The organism is Zavarzinella formosa DSM 19928 (assembly GCF_000255705.1).
Classification (GTDB): Bacteria; Planctomycetota; Planctomycetia; order Gemmatales; family Gemmataceae; genus Zavarzinella; species Zavarzinella formosa.
In genome coordinates this window covers 92,741-110,204 of record NZ_JH636450.1, presented here as the reverse complement: position 1 = coordinate 110,204, position 17,464 = coordinate 92,741, and the positions used below count along the sequence as shown (strand labels likewise).

Sequence of the window (17,464 nt, the reverse complement as noted above, 5' to 3'; positions counted from 1 at the left end):
CCGAGGCCATACACGTCGGTCGGCGGCCCGATCAACTCCGGCCGGCCGGCGAATTGCTCCGGCGCCATGTAAGCCGGGGTTCCCAGCGCCTCCCCGGTGCGGGTCAGCCCGGCGGCCTCGCTGACGGCCTTCGCCAGCCCGAAGTCCGCGAGTTTCGGAACCAGCCCCCCCGGCGCCAGCAACACGTTTTGGGGCTTCAAATCCCGATGAATCACGCCGTTCTCATGGGCGTGATGGACGGCGAGAGCCAGTTGCTCCATCAGGCCGGCCGCCTCCCGGAGGGGTGGCCGCCCGGCCGCGAGACGCTGTTTGAGCGTTCCCCCGGCGACGTACTCAAGAACCAGAACGGGCAGTCCGGCGGCCTCGGCCACCTCGTAAATCTGCACGATGTTCGGATGCCGAAGCCGCGCGGCCGACCGGGCCTCGGCGAGAAACCGGCGCCGCAATTCCGTCGAGGCTAGTTCCCCGCCCAGCATCACCTTGAGCGCGACCGGCCGATCCAGCCGCCGGTCGTTCGCCAGGCAAACAAGCCCCATGCCCCCCCGGCCGAGTTCGCGGATGACTTCATAATTCGGCAACTCCGGAAGTCGCGGAGCCGGGGCTGGCGAGTCTAGCCCGGCGAAATGCGAGCCAACCTCCGGGAACCGGCGGCGGTATTCCCCCGCGTCGGGCGTCTCGCCTCGCCGGATGCGATATTCCCATTCCAGCGGAAGCAAGGCGGCCAGAAGGCCCGCCCGATCCTCGGGGGGCGAATCGGCCAGATATGACTCGATCCCCGGCGCGAGGCCGCCCCGCCACTCCCGCTCAAAAGCGTGGCACCGACGTTCGACACGGAGGCCGGCTTGCAGGCTTAAACCTGTGTCGGCGTCCCGGCCGGGAGGGGTCGCCCGTCCGGCTGTTCCCAGAACTTGCGAATCAGGCATATGCGCCGCTCCACAGTCCGCAGGCTGCAACCACACGCCGCCCCGATTTCGGCGGCGCTGAATCCCTCCAGTTTCATCACCGCGATGCGCCGCAGATCGAGGTCGTCGTCCGGCAATCGGCCGAGAAGCGTCGCCGCCTCCTCGGCCGCCATCGCCGCCAGTTGCGGGTCGGGGTCGCGCCCCGGCAGGAAGTCATCCCCCTCGAAGGTCTGGGCGGCGCCACGTTTCATCGCGCCCGCGCGCCGCCGCTGGTCCGTCGCCTTGCGGCTCGTCAGGGGAACCAGCACCTGCCAGAGATCCGAGCGGTCTTCCAGCCGTTCAAACACGCCCCCGGCGACGGCCCGGTAAAAACTGTTGAACGCCGCGAGGGCGACATCTTCCTCGTCGGCCACGCGCCGGTCGGCCCCGCGCAATGTCGCCCGCGCGACCCGGACCACCCGGACGTAATACCGATCCCAAAGTTGCTTGGCCGACGCGGGATCGCCGGCCTGAAGCCGCCCGAGCCAGTAGGTGACGGAGCCATGAGACATGCCGGTCAGTCCCCGGCCCCTGCGTTCGGGCCGTTTTTTGTCGAATCAATGATTTTTGGGCGGACGAGTGATAGATGAGTATCAGAACCAAGTTGTCGGCGCGACGCAAGTGTATTTTTCGAGAAATTCCAGCCGGACTCTCGCCGGATAACGTTGTCGTCATGAGCCGAGGATATTCCCCAATTCATTGAATGGTTTCGCTCCATCACATAACAGCCGAACAACAAGAGCATGTCACGTGAATTGATTCACACCAACACGACGGCCACCCACATCCCGGCGGCAAGCAACCCGACGAACAACAGGGCGAAGGCCATCCGGATCTTTCGGCCTCGGGCCGATCCCATCCACTCCGGCAGTTCCTCGTCCGGCGGTCGTCGCACCTCACGGATGATGGCCACCGGGGCGTACAACAACAAGGCGATGATGCCCAGCAGCACCAAGATCGCCACATTGCTGATTCTTCCCTCCTGGCGTGACGCGAACAACATGAACACTCCCCGGTTGGTGATCCGTCAAAGCGGCCAATAACAAAACCAGGCAAACCATCGTTTGAAGAGTCGCGGACAACAGGTTGTCCGGCGCCGATCCTTGCCGGAGGAATTTGCGAAGTCCGAGTGGATTATGGTCACGGCCCCCGGCCTGTTCAATGGTGATTTCCACATTTGCGGCTGGTAAGGACGCATTCAACAAATGAACACTAACCCCGGCCGAATGCTTGCGAATGGGAGCGACTCGGGTGACAATGCCAGGGCGAGAACCATCCTGATCGATTGTTCCGCCGTGTTTTCTCTCTAAACAAGTAAAAAGCAAACGCGAGCGGCCGGCCATTGGCAATGAGATTCGGCACGCAGATTGCTCCTTGCTATTCACCGGCCCGCCTTTTCCCCGAAGGCGTGGAATGAAAAAAATTCTCCCATCGGGGAAAGGCGGACGAACAGACTTTGGCGCTCCGCATCTTAATCGTGGATGACAACCGCGACCAAGCCGACATTCTGGCCGTCATGGTCCGTTTTTGGGGCCATACGGCCACAGTGGCGTATGACGGAGCGGCCGGATTGAAGGCGGCGCGCGAGCAGGCGCCGAACTGCGTGATCCTCGACATCAACATGCCGGAGATCGACGGTTATTCCCTGGCCAAAATGATCCGTCGCGAGGCCGGATTGGCGGGAGTCAAGCTCATGGCGTTATCCGCCTACACGGACCCCGACCACATTCGCCGCGCCACGGAGGCCGGTTTTGATTACCGGCTGCCGAAAACGGCCGACCCATCTGAATTGCGAAGGATGCTAACAATGATCGACCACATCATTCAACTGGCCGCGCAGACCGAAGAGCTGGCCCGGAAAAACGTCGCCGTCGCCGAGCGGACCGAAACGCTGCTCAAAAAGAACGAGACCCTGACCGGGGAAACCAAGGCCCTCCTTCACGAAGTCAAAGAGGAACTCCGGGAGGTCAAGGCCGACGTGCGCGACATCAAAGACGAGATCCGCGAAGTCAAGGACCGCGTGGACAAAGCCAGCGACGGCGAAGGTTGGAAGAAATCACAGGACGACTGACCGGGATTGTCAGTTCACCACAAGCCCGGCCCTCTTGAGGCAGCCGTCCAGCCAGAGTTCATGCCACTCGAAGAATCCGTAATCTCGGGGATGCTCCGCAGGTTTTAAGGAAAAACCGGAAGCCATCGCCACATCGTTCGATACCAAGACGCGGCGACGACCCGGACTCCGAATGTGGATTTAACCCGGTTGGTTTCGTCGAAGGTGACGCCAATCAACATCCGGTCGCCACGCCATTCCTCGGCGTCCACCAACACATACTCGGCAGCCATTGGTTCCCCGTCCGGCAGGACAATCTCAGTTGCATCGTAGACCGTTTCCCGATGGCGGTAATCGCCGGCCGGGCCGCCAAGCAATTTCTCCACGGCGGCGCGAGGCATCCCCGGCCGGATCTTGTTCAGGTTCGCTTCGCAAATCGGAGACGCCGTGGAGCGAAGGATCAGCAACCCGATGCCGAGGAGCAGGGAAAGGCCCAATGCGCCCGCCAGCCACCGGGAACGAAATTTGCCGGTTCTCCATTGCATTCGGTTGTCCCCGAAGAAACCCATGAGTTCCCACGATCAGCCACCATCGCGTTTTGGTTTGGCGGTCCGCTTGGCTTTCGTCCAGTGGCCGATGTCTTTGAACAGGAAATCGCCTTCGATTTCCACCTTGGTCGGAGGCTTGCTGCCGTTGTAAAAGTTCACGTCTTGGGTCACGGTGTGTTTCACGGGCTTTTTGGCCATGCGAGGCTCCGCCGTTTGGTGATCCGACCTCAGCGTAAACCGGCCTGGCCGGGTTGTCAAACGCCAACTCAATCGCCCGGCCAAACGACCGGATGATCGCTCCCCCCGAGGTTCGGTCATCCTTGGCCGGGAATAAACAAGCCCTTGAAGGTGGGGGACAACCTCGTCATTGCATGACGGCGATGGGCTGGCCGTCACGTATTGAACCGCACATACGAACCCTCGACCGCGTCAGCTTGGGAATAGCTGACCGCGTGGACGATGTCGCCAGCCGGGTTGACGAGGCGAATCGTCCCCCCCTTGTTGGAAAGCTGGGCGCCATCGCCTGACAGAACCACGGAAACCGAGCCGCCGGCGGGAAGCAACTGGCCGTTGAGCTTTTCAGCCCGGTTGCCCTTGTCCACAATGCTCCAGCCCGAGAGAACCACCCGGGTGGCGATGGTGCTGCCCAAGACCACGATCTCCTTGCCCACGTCGTCGCCGACGGGATTCACCAGCGCCCGCTCGATGTACACTGGCGGGAAATCGGGGCGCGGATCGGTGGGATTGCCGGAAGGCGGCGACGAACCGGGCGTGGAACCGGGCGGGATTTCCCTGGCCGTGGCTGTCCGGTTGCCTTTGTCGTCGGTGGGCAAAAATTGCGTCTTGAAGCGGAAGAACAGGCCGACAAGCCGGTCGGGGAACTTGAGGATCAGACCGCCGTCGTTGTGGCTGCCGTTGTCGTCGCTGTGATCGCCGGCCGCGTTGCCTTGGTTCATGTGGATGTCGTGCATGCCGTTGACGGTGCCAAACTCCTTGTCGATGCCGGGCTTGGGGGCGTTGTCATGCCAATGAGAACCAAACGCGAACAATTCGCCGTTGAGTGTTTTCAAATTTTGCAGATAACGGCTGACCACGTCTTGCAGGTCGTCGTCGGGTCCGGAGCCGCTTGGCGGCAGCGCGACGCCGTTGACCCAGTCGAACAACGGCGCCCGAAAATAATCGAGAGAGTTGTTCACCGTCCGGGGTTTGTTATTGAGGTCGGTCAACCCGGTCGGGAAGAGGCCGAGCCCGTCAATAATGGGATGGCTAAGAAGCGGATCGGCCCGGTGAAAAATCACCAGCGACTTGGTTTTGTCCTCCGACCGCACGTTGACCGGAATCCGCCACGGATGCCCTTGCTCACCCAGCAGGCGAATCTGCAAGTGGGGAGACTTCTTCGAGCCGGGCGCGACATCTTCGCGCTTCCAGCGATCCAATTTGCCGCGCAACACACCGTAAATGACGCTCACGAGTCACCTCATCATTGACGACAGGCGACACCTTCGACGAAGGAACATTCCTCCCTGGAAGGAGCCGCGAATTTGCCACAGGCTCCTGGCTCCACGCTTCCCGCCCGAAAAAAGACGTAGCCCGCCCTTGTCGGTTTGCGGTTGATGTTTGGCTGTGAAATTCGACGAGATGCGGCGAGTCAAAAGTCTACGAAAACTCTAAGGAGGGATTACCCGCCCGTCAACAAGACAGACCCGGATGGCTCACGAACGACAGGGGATTTTTCAAAATTTCACAATAACAGAAGCCCGATTGGCTGACGAACCTTTTCGGAACGAACAGCCAATCGTCTCAAGCCTGACCCATTTAACTTTCCAAAGGCCCCGACACAGCAATGTCGTGGTTCGGCTTGGCGAACCCATCGCCCCTTCGCCAGTGTTGCAGCACGGCAAAAAGCCATTCGCGGTCTGGCTCCCGTAGCCCGGCGCCGATTTCCCTTCGCTCGGCGCCCACGTCAAATGAAAGCCGTTGTCGCTCCCCTTTACGGTCCAGCCGCAAACCGGCCATTGCTTCCCGACCAGCCTCGGTTGGTCGGCGTCGGCTGAACAACTCCCGGTAAAACCCGTGGGTTCCGGGCATGGGTCGGAATGTCCAGTAGCCGCCCAAGACATATGGTTCGATCACCGGCGACGTGCCGGGATCATAAACGAACATCTCTGTCCCAAGGGTGATGCTCTCCGGGCGGCCGCGTTGCAACAGAAGCCAGAAAATCCGGCCAAACACCGTGCCAGCCAAGGTCCAAAAAATAAGCCAGATGATAATGAGCGGCGACACGCTTCCAGTGACCAACGCCCAAACGGCCGCCACTTCTCCTAGTGACCAGAGAGCCAGAAAGAAAGACAAATAGGCCGCTGATAAAAGCCGGCGAAACCGCCCCGAGGGCGTTCCCCATGACAGGGTCAAGCCCGCCGGGCCGGCATCCTCTCGAATATCCGATCCGCGTGGTTTTGCCGGGATGACCTCGTTCATGCGGCCCCTTGCTCATGTGACCTGGCGGAATCGCCCCGCCATTGCTCCAGCACAGTGAAAAGCCATTCGCGATCTGATTCCCGCAGACCCCGCCCGATTTCTTTTCGGTCGGCGCCAGCATCGAACGAGAGTCGTTGCCGATCGCCGATTCGTTCCAGCCGAACGCCGGTCAACTCCTCGCGGGCAATCTCTTTCGGATGGTGACGCCGAAATAAGAGACGGAGAAAGCCGAATGATGTCAGCCGTTGCTGATTTCCCCATCTGAAGTTGTTGGTCTTCCAATCGGCCGGCAAAGAAGTGCCCGGGTCATACCAAAAGGAGTCCGCCCCGAGTGTCAGAATTTCCGGTTTCGAGGGCTGAATCACCAGCCAGAACAGCCGGCCGAGGACCACGCCGAAAAATGTCCACATGGCCAGCCAGACGATCAGAGCTTTATTGCCACCCGCGATTTGCATTGCCGCGCCGACCCAGCCTATGGTCCATAAACATAGGAAGAAAACCAGAAAAACCGCCCCGGCATATCGGCCGGCGCCGCGTGACACCGATGGCCACGACAGCACAAGTTCCGTCAGGCGATGTTCTTCTCGAATGTCCGAATCATCTGGTTTGGCGGGAATCATAACGGTTATCGTCCGGCCTTCCACGAGAGAGGTTTGACGATTTATTCGCAAACGCCCGGCGATTCTTGCGGCGTGGTAACATCGCGAGTCCGAATCGATGCGGTCTGTTTTATGATTCCGCAGTTTGAAATCGCCAATAGGCCGCTTCTTCGCCGTCGAGTCTCAGCGTCAGGCACTTGGCCCCGCCGCCGGCTTTTAGGAATTCCGAAAGGTCGTGCGGCTTGGTGTCAAAACCCAACTGGCGCAACGAGGCGGCGAGGCGGGGCGTCTTTTCATTCAGGATGATTGTCCGGCCGACCACCACGGCGTTGCAGGCGAAATGCTCCGCCTCTTCTGTGCTGACTTCGATCAATTCGCCGACCCGCGATTTCAACACGTCCCGGCCGTAATCGTCAAACGCGCCTGGATACCAGATCGCTTGGGTGGCGGAGATCGGGCAGAAACAGGTATCGAGGTGGTAGAAACGCGGATCGGCCAGTTCGAGCGGCAAGACCTCCACCCCGAGGCGTTCCCCGATCCATTGATGGCCAAAAGCATCCGACCGGAACCGATAACCGGCGAAGAGTGTTTCCCCGCAGAACAGGGCATCCCCGGCGCCCTCGAAATAATGATCGCCGGGAACCGAGACGATTTCCCATCCCCGGCTTTTGGCCCAAGCGGTGAAACAAGGCTCCTCGCCTTGGCGGGCTTCGTGGCGGAACTTCGAGGGAATAAAGAGAGAACGACAAACAAGACCGGCGTTGGCCGTGAACACCAAATCGGGAAGCCCTTTCACCGGATCGATCAAGTCGATCTCGACGCCAAGATCAACAAGTGTTTGATGCAACGCCTCCCATTGCCGGGCGGCGACCGTCGAATCGGCGACAACCAGCCGGTTCATCCACGGGTTGATTTCGTATTCGATCCCGTAAAAGTCCGGCTTGCACATCAACAGGCGGGGCGGCGATGTCATGAGTTCACTCCGGGGCAACGGTCAGTTCGGCCAGTTCGGCGGCCAGACTGCGCAGGAACGGTTCGACATCGGTGACCAGACTGATCGTCTGGGATGATCCCCGGTCGCTCAGCTTAATCAAGGCCGAGGGGTTGATATCCACGCAGACGACTTTCACGCGGGCGGGCAGCAGGTTCCCGGTGGCGACCGAGTGAAGCATCGTGGCAATCATCAACGCGAAACCAACTCCCTTGACCGACTCGCGCATCCGGCGTTGGGCCTCGATCACGTCGGTGATGACTTCCGGCAACGGGCCGTCGTCGCGGATCGAACCAGCCAGCACGATGTCAATCTGCTTGCGATACGCCTCGTACATGATGCCTGATTTCACCAAGCCGGAGTCGATGGCGTTCTTGATTCCGCCGAGACGCCGAATCGAATTGATCGTCCGCAGGTGATGCTCGTGGCCATGATCGGCCGACTGGCCGTGGCCGAGATCAACCCCCAGACTGGTGCCGTAAATCGCCTGCTCAAGATCATGGGTCGCCAGGGCGTTTCCAGCGAAAAGCGTCTGCACCCAACCCTGTTCAATGAGCTTGGCCACATGCGGCCCCGACCCGGTGTGGATAATCGCCGGGCCGCCGACGAGCAGCACTTTTTGCCCCGCCTTGCGGGCCTCGCGGATCGACTCGGCCACCGCCCGCAGGCTGACGGCCTTGGGCTTTTCGCTGGAAACCGCCGAGTTCATGAACCCGAACACCGTCTCCCCCGGCGGCCGTTCCGCCGGGATCACCCGCACGCCGGCATGGCCGACGACGACACTCATGCCGGGCGTGACATCAAGCATCGCCACGCAACGGGCGGTCTTGGAACTCAGATCGATCACGATGCCGCAATCCATTTCCTGATCGGCGACATCAATCCATCGGCCGCCGATCCGCACTTGGGTCGCCTGATTGGTCGTGCTGTAAAACTTGTCCGGAAACGCGGCCGCCATGTCCGCGACGACGACTTGCGCGTCGGACACGTTCACCGTCGTCGCCCCGTGTTCGACCAGATCGGCCAGAATGGCGTCAAGCCCCTCCGGGGACTTCGCCCGGACGGCCACCCGCGCATGGCTCGGGTCTTTGCGCTGGGAGCCAATGACACACTCCCGAATCTCAAACGACCCGCCCATTTGCAGGATGCGGTCGAGGATTTTGGGAAGGATCAGCGAATCAATGATATGCCCGCGAACTTCGATCTCTTCAATCACCGTCGCATCAGGCAACGGAACGGGTGCTGGCAGCGGATGAGGTGGCATCAATCGGCCTCCGGGAGAGTTTGGCCGGAATGTTCCTGGCACTCCATTCTACCCGAAGCGGCCAAGAACGAGCGAAATAACCTTCAACGAAATGTGCGTCAATCAACCCGGATTTGATCGTTCATCCGGCGAAGGACGGGCATTCAAAAAATCCAGAAATCCGGTCAAAAACCGGTCAAAAATGTGTTCAAAACACCCTCCAGAAACCACTTTTTTGACCACTTTCAGGCTGTTTTGATCTCAAAACAGGTCATTTTCGGGTCAAAAACTGGACACCACCCATGCGAATTCCTCGGGGATTACACCCAGGCGCCCACATGATTTTGGCATAATCCGTCATGCTTTCGGGGAATCCACTTATTTTTGGCCCGTTATCAACAGGCCAATTTGAACCCCGTTGACTCATGCGGCTGCCTCAACGGTGAATTTTCCAGCGGGACACGGGCCAGTAACACACCGTCACGACGCCTTCGATATTGGCGCCCGGCACCGGTCCCCAGAATCGGGAGTCGGAGGAGCTTTCGGAGAAGTCCCCCAAGACGACGTATTCATCCGCCCCCAAACGCCAGGGATTGTCGAGCGTTCCCGTGACACGGCCCATGCCGCCCCCGACCTCGTCTCCGCTGAGGTATTGCAAACCAGCCAATGTCGGCGGCAGAGCCTGCTTGATTTCGTTGACCCAGATTGCGCCGTCTTTGATATACACCGTCTCGCCGGGCAAGCCGACCAAACGCTTGACATATTTGACGGACGGTTCTTCCGGAAGTCGAAAAACAACGATGTCCCACCGTTTCGCGGTGATGAGCTTGTCAACCAAAATGCGGTCCGGTCCCAGGATCGGTTTGCTGACCGGCTTGACGCTGTTCGCCTTCCGGCAAACATTGCAAATCCCGAGAGGATCGAACGGAAAATCTCGCCGGGGCGAGTCCGGCGCCGGGGCGGAGACGATCAACTCTCCCCCGCACTCGGGGCAGACGCCTGAAGTGTGCCAGCCGACGATGGTCGGGGCCATGCTGTTCGTCGGGTTGACATAGGATTCAAAAACGTATGGTTTGACAACCAAAAACAAGGCCGCGAGCATTGCCGCCACGGCAACCAAGCTGACAAGCCAGGCGCGAATGGCCCGGCCATACGTCGTCCCGATCACGCGGGCAATCACCAGCCACGAAACGAGCAATTGCCCAAGCAACACCGCCCCGACAATGACGAGCATGAGCGAATCATCAGGTTTCAGCGTCTGTTCCAACCAATGATTGACCGGAATGTTTAACAGACTGATAAAAGAATTGATGACCGTGGCAACAAGGGCGCGAGAATAATAAGGCTTCGGCGCCTTGACCCACCGGGCGCCAAACCACAAGAAAAGGGCCGAGAACAGGACGCTCCCGACAAACACGGCCAAGACGATCATCAGTGTTGACATGCGGGCTTCCCGAGAGTTTTCCGAAGCGATTTCAATGGTGCTTCGCCGAAGCATTTTTTACGACATTGCCGCAATGCGCGCCTGGGCCAATGGCATTTGTGCTTCGGTTGCGTCGGAGGTCGCGGCTCCGCTTCTGGCAATCTTCACCGGCTTTCCCGTCATCGGGGCCACCGTAATCACCTGCGGCCAGTCCAAACCAAGCAAGGCGGTCGCCATCGCCGCGGCCGGCGCGGCCCGGAATGGGATCGTCTATAATGACGCCTCATGAAACGGCGGGGACAGGGGCAAACCAGTGGGTGATGCGCGTGTGTTGGCGGCCGAGGTCTTCCAAATCATCTGCGGCCGACTCGCCGAGCGGGCCGGGGATCTGCGCCATCTGGCGGAGGCTGGCTCGCCGTTCGACGGGTGGCTGGAGGGGGAGGCGTTTTTGGCCTGTCGGGAGCGGCAGGCCGACTATCCGTTCGACGAGGTGGCGGCCCGGCCGACATACGGCAGCGAGGGAATAAAAGAGGCGGACGGGCGGCCGATGACGGAGAGGGGCGGGTTGCGGGTCGGCGGGACCGGAGAGCCGGGACACCACCTGTGGGTGTTCGCCGAATTCGTGCTATTGCTCGACGGCGAACAGCGGCTCGAAGACTGGCGGGCGAAGACGGAGGCCGCAGCTGTCCGGTTGCTCCGACTCGGGTGGAAACGGTCGGCCTCGATTATGGTCGTGGTGGCCGCCGGCCGGGGCGACGCGGAGGCCGACTGGGCCGACGATCTGGCCGGACTGCCCGCCTGGAACCGACCGCTGCTGGCGGCCCCGATTCGGCTCGTCTTTCCGGACGGCTGGTCTGCGACGGCGCGGGCTTTCGACGTGAAGCGTGACCCGGCCGACCTCCTTGTTGTCGCGGCCCGGTGAAACCGGCCCGCTCTTTGATGACCGAAACCGCGTTCCCGTTGATATTCATCCACCCGGCCAGGTCGTGCGCCGGGCGGTTCGCCAAGATTGAGAGGGGTTTCATGAAAGGGTTTCCGCTCGGCGCCGGTAGTTTGTTGGTCGGGGCCGCCGTGTTAATCGGGGCGGCCGTCATCATTTGGTTTTCCATTTCCCCCTCGCGGGAGTTCCACATGATTGAAAACTTCCCAGCGCCGGACCCGGAGGAAATGGGTTCGGAAACGCTCGCCCCCGCTGGCGACGCCTTGGAAACCGCCACCTTCGGCAACGGATGCTTCTGGTGCACCGAGGCGGTGTTCCAACAGTTAAAAGGGGTGCGGAAAGTTCAATCCGGATACAGCGGCGGCAGCGTGAAGAAGCCGACCTATGAGCAGGTTTGCAGCGGGCGCACCGGCCATGCCGAGGTCATTCAGGTGGTTTTTGATCCCAAGGTGATTTCTTACACGAACCTGCTGGAGGTGTTCTGGCGGTCACACGACCCGACCACATTGAACCGACAGGGGAACGATGTCGGCACCCAATACCGCTCGGCCGTTTTCTACCACTCCGAACGCCAGCGGGAACTGGCCGAGAAGTACAAACGAAAGATCGACGCCGCCGGCGTGTTCCCCAATCCGGTGGTGACCGAGATCACGCCGTTTGCCGAGTTCTTTCCAGCCGAGGATTACCATCAGGAGTACTACAACTCAAACTCCCGGCAGCCTTATTGCCGAATGGTGATTCGGCCGAAGATCGACAAGTTAAAATCCGCGTTGCCGAACCAGATGAAAGCCAGCGCGGAATAAACTTCAACGATTCAATCCGGGTATCGAACAGTCATCACCCACCACGGCATCGTGCCGACTTTTTGCGTGGCGATTCGTGTCAGGTCGCCGGTCTTTTCATCAATCTTGAAGGTCGCCAGTTTGCCGGACGATTCCCCGGCGGCATAGAGGAACTTGCCGTCCGGGTCGATGTCGAACGAGCGGGGGTTGTTCTCCGTCGGGGTCTGACCGACGGGCGTCAACAGGGTGTCTTCGCCGATCTTGAAACTGGCGATGCTGTCGTGAACCCGATTGGCGACATACAGGAATTTGCCGGACGGGTGGATGCGAATCTCGGCTGTCGATTTCATCCCCTTGTAGTCCTTCGGCAATGTCGTGATCGTTTGCAACGGGGCCAGTGTTCCGGTTGATTTTTCCAGTTTGTAGACGGTCACGCTGGCGTCTTGTTCGTTGTCGAAATACACCGTCGTCCCGTTGGGGTGAAACACAAAATGACGCGGCCCGGACATCGGCGGCGTGGAAAGTTTCGGCATCTTGTTGGGCGTCAGTTTGCCGGTGGCGGGATCAAAGTTGAATTGGAAGATCGAATTGGAGCCGGTGTGGCCGACCAACGCGAACTTGTTCGACGGATCAAGATGAATGGAGTGGGCCTTGTCGGCGGTCGGGATGCTTTGCAGCGGTTCCTTGCTCAGCATTCCATCCTTGTCGATGGCGTTCACCGTCACCCTCGCGGCCACATAGTAAGCGCAGAACAGAAACTTCCCTTCCTTGTCCGTCGAGATGTGGGCCGGGTCGGCGCCCGCATCCACCGTGCTGAGCGGCGTCAGTTTCCCGGTGGCTTGGTCGATGCGAAAGGACGACAGTTTCCCTTCGGCCCGGATGGAGGCAAAGAGAAACTTCTTGGCCGGATCGGTGATTAACGCGGCCGGTTCGCCGTCGCATTTGGCATCGGCGACGAACGTGAGTTTGCCATCTTTGATGTCCCGCGCATAAACGGCGATCTTCTTCTCATCGGCCAAGGCGACATACACAAAATCCTTCGCCCGCCCCAGACCGGCTATCCACAACACCATCAACGCCGCCAGTGTCATTCGCATGATTGAAACTCCCCGTTGGTTGTGGGGAAAATGATAGGTGGAGCAAAACGCCGAGACAGTCTTTGTGAAGAGGGGGAACCGGACAACCGAAGATGGCGGATGTCTGCAAACGATCCCAAGAGCCCCACTGCGTCAGCGGTGGAGGTAGCCGTCACCCTCTGGAAGCAACCCCCACTGCTGACGCAGTGGGGCTCTTGAATGTTTCACAAAAGTGCTTGTTGAATTTGCATTCGGCCAGCCTTTCTCTTCGCTCCAAAGACGGCAAACTTTGTCTTTTCCACCATGCCCGCCGATCAGATAAGATACTTGGACGCATTCTGATATTGGGGATCATCGCGTGAACTCTCCGTTGTCGTCGCTGGCCGTGTTGCTTGGGTCGTTGTGGTTTTCTTCCATGACGTTCGCGGCCGACAAGGTGGAGTTTGCCCGTGATATCCGGCCGATTTTGGCCCGGCATTGCCAGAGCTGCCACGGGCCGGACGAGGCCGCCCGCGAGGCGGGGTTGCGGTTGGATCTGCGGGATCAGGCAGTGGCGAAAAAGGCCATCGTGCCCGGCGACCCCAAGGCCAGCAAGCTGATTGCCCGCATTCATTCGCCAAAGGCCGACGCGGTGATGCCGCCGCCGGAGAGCAAGAAGCCGCTCACCGAGCAGCAGAAGCAACTTCTGCAAGACTGGATCGCCCAAGGGGCCGACTATGCCCCGCACTGGGCCTTTCGCCCGCCGCAACGCCCGGCCATTCCGGCCGTAAGCGACGCGGCTTGGGTTCGCAATCCCATTGATGCGTTCACGTTTCAACGGATGGCGAAAGACGGGCTTCGCCCTTCCCCGGAAGCCGACAAGGCCACGCTGTTGCGGCGGGTCACGCTCGACCTGACCGGCCTGCCGCCGACCCCGGAGGCGGTGGCCGCGTTTGTGGCCGACAACTCACCGAACGCCTACGAGAAGGTCGTTGACCGGCTGTTGCAATCCCCGGCCTATGGCGAAAAGATGGCGATGGGCTGGCTGGATGCCGCCCGTTTTGCGGACACCAACGGCTTCAACAACGACGAAGACCGCACCCAATGGCCCTGGCGGGATTGGGTGATCGAGGCTTTCCAAAAGAACATGCCGTTCGACCAATTCCTGACGGAGCAAATCGCCGGGGATTTGCTGCCGAACCCGACGACCTCCCAACTGGTGGCGACCGCATTTTTGCGGAACCAGACGCACAACACCGAAGGGGGCATCATTCAGGAAGAGTACCGCGTTGAATATGTCGCCGACCGCGTTCACACGACGGCCACCGTGTTTTTCGGCCTCTCCCTCGGCTGCGCCCGCTGCCACGATCACAAGTTCGATCCGATCAGCCAGAAAGAGTATTATCGCTTCTTCGCTTTCTTCAACAGTGTGCCGGAGAAGCAGGCAAGTTACTCGAACTTCGCCGCTGCCGAGCCTTACATCAAAGCCCCCACACGGGAACAACAGGCCCAACTCGACTCCCTTGATAAAGAGCGGTTGAAACTCGAAAGCCAGTTAGCCGAACGGGAATCGGCTGCCCTCAAAGAATGGACAGATTCCAAAATATTGCCGCATGAATTGGCCCAACTCGTCACCGGTTCGGTTCGGTCGCCGCTGGCGAACGCCGTCGGCACACTGGCCAGAACCAAAGCCGTGTCGCTTCGCAAAGCCTCGTTGGGGCTGGCCGACGAACCGTATCGCCTGTTGCAGGTTTCTTTGAAAGACCTCACCAAGAAGAAAGCCGAGGTCGAAAAGGTGACTCCCCCGGTGATGGTCATGAAGGACATGCCCACGCCGCGCGACACGTTCATCCTCAAACGGGGGGCTTACGACCAGCATGGCGAAAAGGTGACCATCGGCGTCCCGGCGGCGGTAGCTGACATGCCGAAGGACGCCCCGGCCAATCGGCTTGGCCTTGCTCGCTGGATGACTGACCCCAAGCACCCGTTGACGGCCCGCGTGGCGGTCAATCGTTGGTGGCAAAGTTATTTCGGCACTGGCTTGGTGAAAACCGTCGAAGACTTCGGCCTCACCGGCGAACTGCCGAGCCACCCGGAATTGCTGGATTATCTGGCGACCGAATTGATCGCCACCAAATGGGATGTGCGGGCGATGCAAAAACTGTTCGTGATGTCCGCGACCTATCGGCAGTCTTCCAAGATGACGCGAGCGACGGCCGAGCGCGACCCCGAAAACCGCCTGCTTGCCCGCGGACCACGTTTTCGCATGTCGGCCGAGATGATCCGCGACAACGCCTTGGCCGTCAGCGGGTTGTTGAAGGAACACATCGGCGGGCCGAGCGTGAAACCGTATCAACCGGGCGGCTTGTGGGAGGATGTCTCCGTGTCCCGGCGGGCCGTTTATGTCGCCGACAAGGGAGACGGACTGTATCGCCGGACGATGTACACCTTCTGGAAGCGAACCTGCCCGCCGCCGACGCTGCAATCATTCGATGCCCCGAATCGCGAAGTCTGCGTCGCCCGCCGGGCCGTGACCAACACGCCGTTGCAAGCGTTGATCTTGCTGAATGATCCGACTTATGTGGAAGCCGGCCGCAAGCTCGCCGAGCAGATGATGAAAGGGGGCAAGTCGCCCGATGAACGCCTGGAGGCCGGCTACAAACTGGCCGTCGCCCGTTCCCCGGATGATGCGGAGCGGAAGATTCTGATGTCGATGCAATCAGATGCGTTGGCGAAGTTTTCCAAGAATGCCACCGCCGCGAAAAACCTGCTCGCCGTCGGGGCTTCCCCCAAAGACGCGACTCTTAATGAAGCGGAACTTGCCGCGTGGACAGTGGTGGCCGGGGCGATTTTGAATTTGGATGAAACGATCAGCAAACGATGAAAATTTTCGATCAGAGCTTTTGGTTTGAATGAGCGGCGGGCCTGTCCGAACCAAAAGCGTTGATCTCCTCTCCGAAAACCGCCTAGTATTGTCTTGTCTGGCCCGCGCCCGGTCGCGGACAATGTCTCTGCGTCGAACTCTCCATTCGGAGCAAAGCCGTGCCTTCTCATGAGGATTATGATTTTCCGAAGCGGCCCCGCCGTCATTCTCCCACGGGGCCGCTGCTCGTTCTGGCGCCCTTGGTCCTGATTTTTTTGTTTGCCGTGCTGGGCGTTGCTTATCTGCTCTGGCGGGGAGGCGGCGAGCGCAACCCGCAAAACCCGGACGCCCAGCCCCGCGAGGTCACGCCGCGCGGCGAGCGGGATTCCTTGGAAAAGAACCGCATCCGCGTGTTCAAGGAAATCAGCCCGAGCGTGGTAAACGTGGACACCCTCCGCGTTCAGCGAACCGGCTACGGCAACATCAACGAACGCCAGGAAGGCACCGGTTCCGGGTTCGTGTGGGACACCGAAGGGCGGATCATCACCAATTTCCACGTCGTCCGGGACACACTGGAACTAGACCGGGACGGCAGCGTGAGCATCAAATCCACTTCCACCATCCGCGTGACGATGGCCGACCGCTCCAATTGGAACGCCCGATTAGTCGGCGTCGCCCCGGATTCGGATTTGGCCGTGTTGCAGATCGACGCCCCGGCCGACAAGCTCAAGCCGATCCCCGTCGGCACCTCGGCCGATTTGGAAGTCGGCCAGACGGCGTTCGCCATCGGCAACCCCTTCGGCCAACGGCTGACTTTCACCGAAGGGATCGTCAGCGCGCTGGACCGGGAAATTCACTCGATCACCGACCGGCCGATCACCGGCGTCATCCAAACGGACGCCTCCATCAACCCCGGCAACTCCGGCGGCCCGCTGCTCGACCGCGACGGCCGTCTGATTGGCGTCAACACCGCCATCACATCGCCCACCGGCGGAAGCGTTGGAATTGGCTATTCAATCCCGGTTGATACGGTAAACAGTGTGGTGCCCGAATTGATCCGCACCGGTCGGCAGGCCCGCCCGACGCTCGGGATTGTATCCCTGCGGGAAAAAGACACCCGATCCTTGGGTTTTGACAAAGGCGTGATGATCGCCGAGGTTCGCCCCAACAGCCCGGCGGCCAAGGCCAACTTGGTCGGCTTCCGGCAAGGCGCCAACGGCAAGCAGGAATACGGCGATGTCATCACCCGCGTCGCCGGGGACGACATTGCCACGATGGCCGACCTCGAACGGGCAATGTCCAAGTGCAAGGTTCACCAGACCATCAAAGTGACCGTCCGGCGGGGGCAACAGACCATCGAAGCGGATGTGACGCTGGAAGGCATTTGAATTAGGGTTTGGGAAGTAGGGTTTAGGGTTTAGGGTTTAGGGTTTGGGAAGTAGGGTTTAGGGTTTGGTTTGCATAAAGTTTGTGCGTGTAGTCGTGCCAGACGACGCATACCGCAGCAGCGTCCGAATTGTCTGGCCAATTTCAAACTTCAAACCTTGTTTT

The 17,464-nt window shown here is 60.2% G+C and carries 18 protein-coding genes; 6 read left to right on the top strand and 12 right to left on the bottom strand.

Features of this window, described 5'->3' with window-relative positions:
* The 3 genes from BGIM_RS55330 to BGIM_RS0141885 all read right to left on the bottom strand — a co-directional run.
* The coding region (locus tag BGIM_RS55330; RefSeq protein WP_162136342.1) for a serine/threonine-protein kinase at nucleotides 1-923 on the bottom strand (923 nt) is incomplete at its 3' end.
* Complete coding sequence (locus tag BGIM_RS55325; RefSeq protein ID WP_020475570.1) at nucleotides 851-1,453, bottom strand: ECF-type sigma factor; 603 nt, start codon at nucleotides 1,451-1,453, stop codon at nucleotides 851-853. The genes BGIM_RS55325 and BGIM_RS55330, both read right to left, overlap by 73 nt.
* 248 nt (nucleotides 1,454-1,701) lie before the next feature.
* Nucleotides 1,702-1,944: a hypothetical protein gene (locus BGIM_RS0141885; protein ID WP_020475569.1), complete on the bottom strand. Its 243-nt coding sequence runs from the start codon at nucleotides 1,942-1,944 to the stop codon at nucleotides 1,702-1,704.
* 453 nt (nucleotides 1,945-2,397) lie between these two features.
* Here BGIM_RS0141885 and BGIM_RS0141880 point away from each other — a divergent pair, with 453 nt between their 5' ends.
* Nucleotides 2,398-3,012 carry a response regulator gene (locus BGIM_RS0141880; protein WP_020475568.1) on the top strand — a complete coding sequence of 205 codons (615 nt, stop codon included), beginning with the start codon at nucleotides 2,398-2,400 and terminating at the stop codon, nucleotides 3,010-3,012.
* A gap of 104 nt (nucleotides 3,013-3,116) precedes the next feature.
* Here the strand turns inward: BGIM_RS0141880 and BGIM_RS0141875 are convergent, their stop codons facing one another.
* From BGIM_RS0141875 to lepB, 8 genes are all read right to left on the bottom strand, one after another.
* Nucleotides 3,117-3,536, bottom strand: a complete 420-nt coding sequence (locus BGIM_RS0141875) for a hypothetical protein (RefSeq protein ID WP_157369833.1) — start codon at nucleotides 3,534-3,536, stop codon at nucleotides 3,117-3,119.
* A gap of 36 nt (nucleotides 3,537-3,572) precedes the next feature.
* Nucleotides 3,573-3,737 carry a hypothetical protein gene (locus BGIM_RS64115; RefSeq protein WP_020475566.1) on the bottom strand — a complete coding sequence of 55 codons (165 nt, stop codon included), beginning with the start codon at nucleotides 3,735-3,737 and terminating at the stop codon, nucleotides 3,573-3,575.
* 194 nt (nucleotides 3,738-3,931) lie between these two features.
* Nucleotides 3,932-5,008 (bottom strand): DUF2278 family protein, encoded by a 1,077-nt coding sequence (locus tag BGIM_RS0141865; protein ID WP_020475565.1) that lies wholly within the window; start codon nucleotides 5,006-5,008, stop codon nucleotides 3,932-3,934.
* Nucleotides 5,009-5,354: 346 nt separating this feature from the next.
* On the bottom strand, nucleotides 5,355-6,017 hold the full coding sequence (locus BGIM_RS0141860; protein WP_020475564.1) for a hypothetical protein: 663 nt from the start codon (nucleotides 6,015-6,017) through the stop codon (nucleotides 5,355-5,357).
* Nucleotides 6,014-6,637, bottom strand: coding sequence for a hypothetical protein (locus tag BGIM_RS0141855; RefSeq protein WP_020475563.1), 624 nt, complete (start codon nucleotides 6,635-6,637; stop codon nucleotides 6,014-6,016). Before BGIM_RS0141855 ends, BGIM_RS0141860 begins: the two co-directional genes overlap by 4 nt.
* Before the next feature lie 109 nt (nucleotides 6,638-6,746).
* The gene (locus tag BGIM_RS0141850; RefSeq protein WP_020475562.1) at nucleotides 6,747-7,589 is read right to left on the bottom strand and encodes a dimethylarginine dimethylaminohydrolase family protein; all 843 of its coding nucleotides are present in this window, start codon (nucleotides 7,587-7,589) and stop codon (nucleotides 6,747-6,749) included.
* A 4-nt stretch (nucleotides 7,590-7,593) separates the two neighbouring features.
* Nucleotides 7,594-8,871 carry an ornithine cyclodeaminase gene (locus tag BGIM_RS0141845; protein WP_020475561.1) on the bottom strand — a complete coding sequence of 426 codons (1,278 nt, stop codon included), beginning with the start codon at nucleotides 8,869-8,871 and terminating at the stop codon, nucleotides 7,594-7,596.
* A gap of 415 nt (nucleotides 8,872-9,286) precedes the next feature.
* Nucleotides 9,287-10,294 carry a signal peptidase I gene (gene lepB / locus BGIM_RS0141835; RefSeq protein WP_029631753.1) on the bottom strand — a complete coding sequence of 336 codons (1,008 nt, stop codon included), beginning with the start codon at nucleotides 10,292-10,294 and terminating at the stop codon, nucleotides 9,287-9,289.
* A gap of 34 nt (nucleotides 10,295-10,328) precedes the next feature.
* On the opposite strand from lepB, the gene BGIM_RS0141830 reads away from it, so the two are divergent.
* Genes BGIM_RS0141830 through msrA form a run of 3 tightly spaced genes read left to right on the top strand, consistent with a single transcriptional unit; the run spans nucleotide 10,329 to nucleotide 12,016 of the window.
* Nucleotides 10,329-10,562, top strand: coding sequence for a hypothetical protein (locus tag BGIM_RS0141830; protein ID WP_157369832.1), 234 nt, complete (start codon nucleotides 10,329-10,331; stop codon nucleotides 10,560-10,562).
* 24 nt (nucleotides 10,563-10,586) lie between these two features.
* Nucleotides 10,587-11,195: a hypothetical protein gene (locus BGIM_RS0141825; protein WP_157369831.1), complete on the top strand. Its 609-nt coding sequence runs from the start codon at nucleotides 10,587-10,589 to the stop codon at nucleotides 11,193-11,195.
* Nucleotides 11,192-12,016 carry a peptide-methionine (S)-S-oxide reductase MsrA gene (gene msrA / locus BGIM_RS55320; protein ID WP_020475557.1) on the top strand — a complete coding sequence of 275 codons (825 nt, stop codon included), beginning with the start codon at nucleotides 11,192-11,194 and terminating at the stop codon, nucleotides 12,014-12,016. Before BGIM_RS0141825 ends, msrA begins: the two co-directional genes overlap by 4 nt.
* An 11-nt stretch (nucleotides 12,017-12,027) precedes the next feature.
* On the opposite strand, the gene BGIM_RS55315 is transcribed toward msrA, so the two are convergent.
* Nucleotides 12,028-13,092 (bottom strand): lactonase family protein, encoded by a 1,065-nt coding sequence (locus tag BGIM_RS55315; RefSeq protein WP_020475556.1) that lies wholly within the window; start codon nucleotides 13,090-13,092, stop codon nucleotides 12,028-12,030.
* A gap of 337 nt (nucleotides 13,093-13,429) precedes the next feature.
* On the opposite strand from BGIM_RS55315, the gene BGIM_RS0141810 reads away from it, so the two are divergent.
* Both BGIM_RS0141810 and BGIM_RS0141805 read left to right on the top strand, forming a co-directional pair.
* Nucleotides 13,430-15,934 carry a PSD1 and planctomycete cytochrome C domain-containing protein gene (locus BGIM_RS0141810; protein WP_020475555.1) on the top strand — a complete coding sequence of 835 codons (2,505 nt, stop codon included), beginning with the start codon at nucleotides 13,430-13,432 and terminating at the stop codon, nucleotides 15,932-15,934.
* 158 nt (nucleotides 15,935-16,092) lie between these two features.
* A complete protein-coding gene (locus BGIM_RS0141805; RefSeq protein WP_020475554.1) occupies nucleotides 16,093-17,301 on the top strand; it encodes a S1C family serine protease in 1,209 nt (402 codons plus the stop codon).
* Nucleotides 17,302-17,464: the final 163 nt, after the last annotated feature.